This is a genomic window from Kribbella sp. (genome assembly GCF_035687465.1).
In the GTDB taxonomy this organism is placed as follows: domain Bacteria; phylum Actinomycetota; class Actinomycetes; order Propionibacteriales; family Kribbellaceae; genus Kribbella.
In genome coordinates this window covers 1-3,054 of the sequence record NZ_DASRXP010000160.1, presented here as the reverse complement: position 1 = coordinate 3,054, position 3,054 = coordinate 1, and the positions used below count along the sequence as shown (strand labels likewise).

At 68.2% G+C, this 3,054-nt stretch carries 4 protein-coding genes; 2 read left to right on the top strand and 2 right to left on the bottom strand.

The genetic code is table 11. The annotated features are described in order from the left end of the window. The coding region (locus VFG33_RS08075; protein WP_325024038.1) for a hypothetical protein at positions 1-477 on the top strand (477 nt) is incomplete at its 5' end. Positions 478-787: 310 nt separating this feature from the next. Here the strand turns inward: VFG33_RS08075 and VFG33_RS08070 are convergent. Together VFG33_RS08070 and VFG33_RS08065 are read right to left on the bottom strand one after the other, a co-directional pair. Continuing rightward, positions 788-982 carry a hypothetical protein gene (locus tag VFG33_RS08070; protein WP_325024036.1) on the bottom strand — a complete coding sequence of 65 codons (195 nt, stop codon included), beginning with the start codon at positions 980-982 and terminating at the stop codon, positions 788-790. Positions 983-1,020: 38 nt separating this feature from the next. Then, positions 1,021-1,422 (bottom strand): hypothetical protein, encoded by a 402-nt coding sequence (locus VFG33_RS08065; RefSeq protein ID WP_325024035.1) that lies wholly within the window; start codon positions 1,420-1,422, stop codon positions 1,021-1,023. A gap of 91 nt (positions 1,423-1,513) precedes the next feature. On the opposite strand from VFG33_RS08065, the gene VFG33_RS08060 reads away from it, so the two are divergent. Then, the coding region (locus tag VFG33_RS08060) for a PHP domain-containing protein (protein ID WP_325024033.1) at positions 1,514-3,054 on the top strand (1,541 nt) is incomplete at its 3' end.

Here is a 3,054-nt window from a genome sequence, read left to right as displayed (position 1 = left end):
TCACGCCCTCACGCGGGCAACCCAGCATTCACCGACATCTACAAAGCGCTCGACCAGATAGCGGCGGACGACCGAGACATCCTGCTCTCGGGCCCGCTCACGCTACCCCTGCCGGGCCTGCCGAGTGCCAGCGGCGAAGGGCGCAGGTTCAAGGCGGCTGTCCGCGAGGACGTGGAACTCATGGTTGCCCGGGTCCCAATACTCTCCTCGCTGTGCGTGCCGCTGAAGGTAGTCCTGCTAGTGGTTCCTCCACCGCAGGGCAAGGATCTGGACAATCTGGCTCTCGCTGTGCTCCCGGCGCTACAGGACGCCCTCAACGCACCGGACATCACTGCCTACGAGGTCATCGAACTGAAGAGGACCGCCGACGATCCACCGTCCGGCCTTGTGCGGATTGCGCTGGGCAGCGGCAGCCGGGACGCGAGCACCTGGCAACGAGCGACGGACTATGTGGCCGAGCGCATCGAGCTGGCCTGAGCAACCCCGCGCTACATGGAGTTGCCGGGTCGGCCGTGTGCGAGACCAACGAATACTGCACAGTTTGATAACGCCTACTCCCAACGGTTCGCGTTGGCCTGACCCCGAACGACGTCGACCGCTTGGACAGATAGCTGTTTCGTCGTACTTGTGGATAACCGCCACGCCGCCACGTCGCTCTGGGGCAAGCTATTGCTGTCGCCAGCCGCGACCCGCGCCACTGCCGACGGAGCGCATGCCCGCACAGCGTCGAGTCATGAATCCCACGACAGAAGGCAGGTCCCGGCTGGCGACCCGACGCATGCTGCGGCTACCGCCCGGTCCAGACCCAGATGTCCGAACCTGGCCGCTCAGGGCGGTAGCCGAGTGCCCAGCCCTGCACGTCGTTCGGCGACCGATGCATCCGCTCGGCGGCACAGCGGCGTTCTTCCCAGTCGTCCAGGTAGAAGACCTGGCCGTTGCCGGGTCCTCCGGACAGCCGGATCGTCTGCTGGTTCCGAGCCATCAGCCTCGCCGCCGATCACCGTCACGTTGCTCTGATGATCACCGGGGCTGCCGACAGAAACCCATCAGGCCGTGGACATGTTCACGGTTAGCCGGTGGGTGTTTGTGGATGCGGAGTTCGGCGCTGCGGAGCCAGCTGGTCGTGCCGTCGGCGTGGCGGACGCGGCCGATCCACTCGCCGTCGCGTTTGTTGAACACCCACGCGTCCAGCAGGCCACCCGGCTCCCACGTGGCCCGGTCGACCGGCTGCGGCGCGTCGAGTCGCCGCACGGTTTCCGCAGGGCGTGGGCCGTGGGCGTCGTATTGCAGCTCCAGATCGGCCGCGAGCTGGTGTGCGGCGGCTTCGGGCAGCCCGCGGCCCCTCCAGCCGTTGCTGGCTCCGTCCCACACACCGAACTGGCCGGCTTCGGTGTCTGGGCGCACCTTGAATCGTCCGAACATGATCCCAGGATGCCATCAATCGAAAGTATGTTCTACTGGAGTCTGGGTGGCCGGACAGGGCCATTCACGCGGGGAACGGGAGGTGGTGACGGTGGGCTACAACAACCCGCCGATCCCGTGGTCTGAACTGGAACGGACACTATCGGACCGTTCCCGACCGGACGGGCACGGCGGCCGCCCGGTCGAGGCTGACGGCGGCGACAGCCCGGCCTGGTCCCAGCACCGGGCGCCGTACGCGCCGCCGCAGGTCGAGAAGGCGCAGCGCCCGGCCGGTCCGGTGACGCCGTACGCGGAGCTGCACGCGCACTCGAACTTCAGTTTCCTCGACGGCGCCTCGTCGTCGGAGGAGCTGGTCGAGGAAGCCGTCCGGCACGGCCTGCACGCGGTTGGCCTGACAGACCATGACGGGTTCTACGGTGTCGCGCGGCTGGCCGAGACCGCCGCCGCCTACGAGATGGCGACCGTGTTCGGCGCCGAACTCTCGATGGGACTGACCTCGCCGCAGAACGGGGTCGCCGACCCCGAAGGCTCCCACCTGCTGGTGCTCGCCGAGGGACAGGAGGGCTATCACCGGCTGTCCGGCGCGATCACCGAAGCGCACCTGGCCGGCGCCGAGAAGGGCCGCCCGGTCTACGACCTCGAAGACCTGGCCGCCTGCGGCCGCGACCACTGGCTGATCCTGACCGGCTGCCGCAAAGGCCTCGTCCGTCAAGCGTTGTGCGGTTCGCAGCGTGGCGACAGCCTGGCCGCGGCCAGGGAGCTGGACCGGTTGACGGCGCTGTTCGGCAAGGACCGGGTCGTGGTCGAGCTGATCGACCACGGCTATCCCGCCGACTCGACCATCAACCACGCCCTGGCCGACCTCGCTAGAGACGCCGGCCTGCCGATCGTGGCCACTGGCAACGTCCATTACGCGGCGCCGCGGCGCCACAAACTCGCTTCCGCCCTCGCCGCCGTGCGGGCCCGTCGGTCGCTGGACGAGATGGACGGCTGGCTCCCGGCCGGCCCGACAGCGTTCCTGCACTCGGGCGAGGAGATGGCTCAGAAGTTCCGGAACTTTCCCGGCGCGGTCGCTCGGTCGGTGGAGCTGGCGGACCAGTTGGCGTTCAACCTCCGCAAGGCCAAACCCAAGTTGCCGAAACAGGAGGTCCCGGCCGGGCACACGCCCATGTCGTGGCTGCGGCAGTTGGTGATGGAAGGTGCCGCCGAGCGGTACGGCACCCGCGAAGAGCGCCCCGACGCCTACGAGCGGCTCGAGAAGGAACTCGCGGTGATCGAGGCGCGTGACTTCCCGGGCTATTTCCTGATCGTGCACGACATCGTCGCCTTCGCCCGCTCCCAGGGGATCCTCTGTCAGGGGCGCGGGTCGGCGGCGAACTCCGCCGTCGTCTACACCCTCGGCGTGACCGCGGTCGACGCGATCCTGTACGAGCTGCCGTTCGAACGGTTCCTCGCCTCGACCCGGGAGGAGGAGCCGGACATCGATGTCGACTTCGACTCCGACCGTCGCGAGGAAGTCATCCAGTGGGTCTACACCAAGTACGGGCGCCGGAACGCCGCCCAGGTCGCGAACGTGATCACCTACCGGCCGCGGTCCGCGGTCCGGGACATGGCCAAGGCCTTCGGCTACTC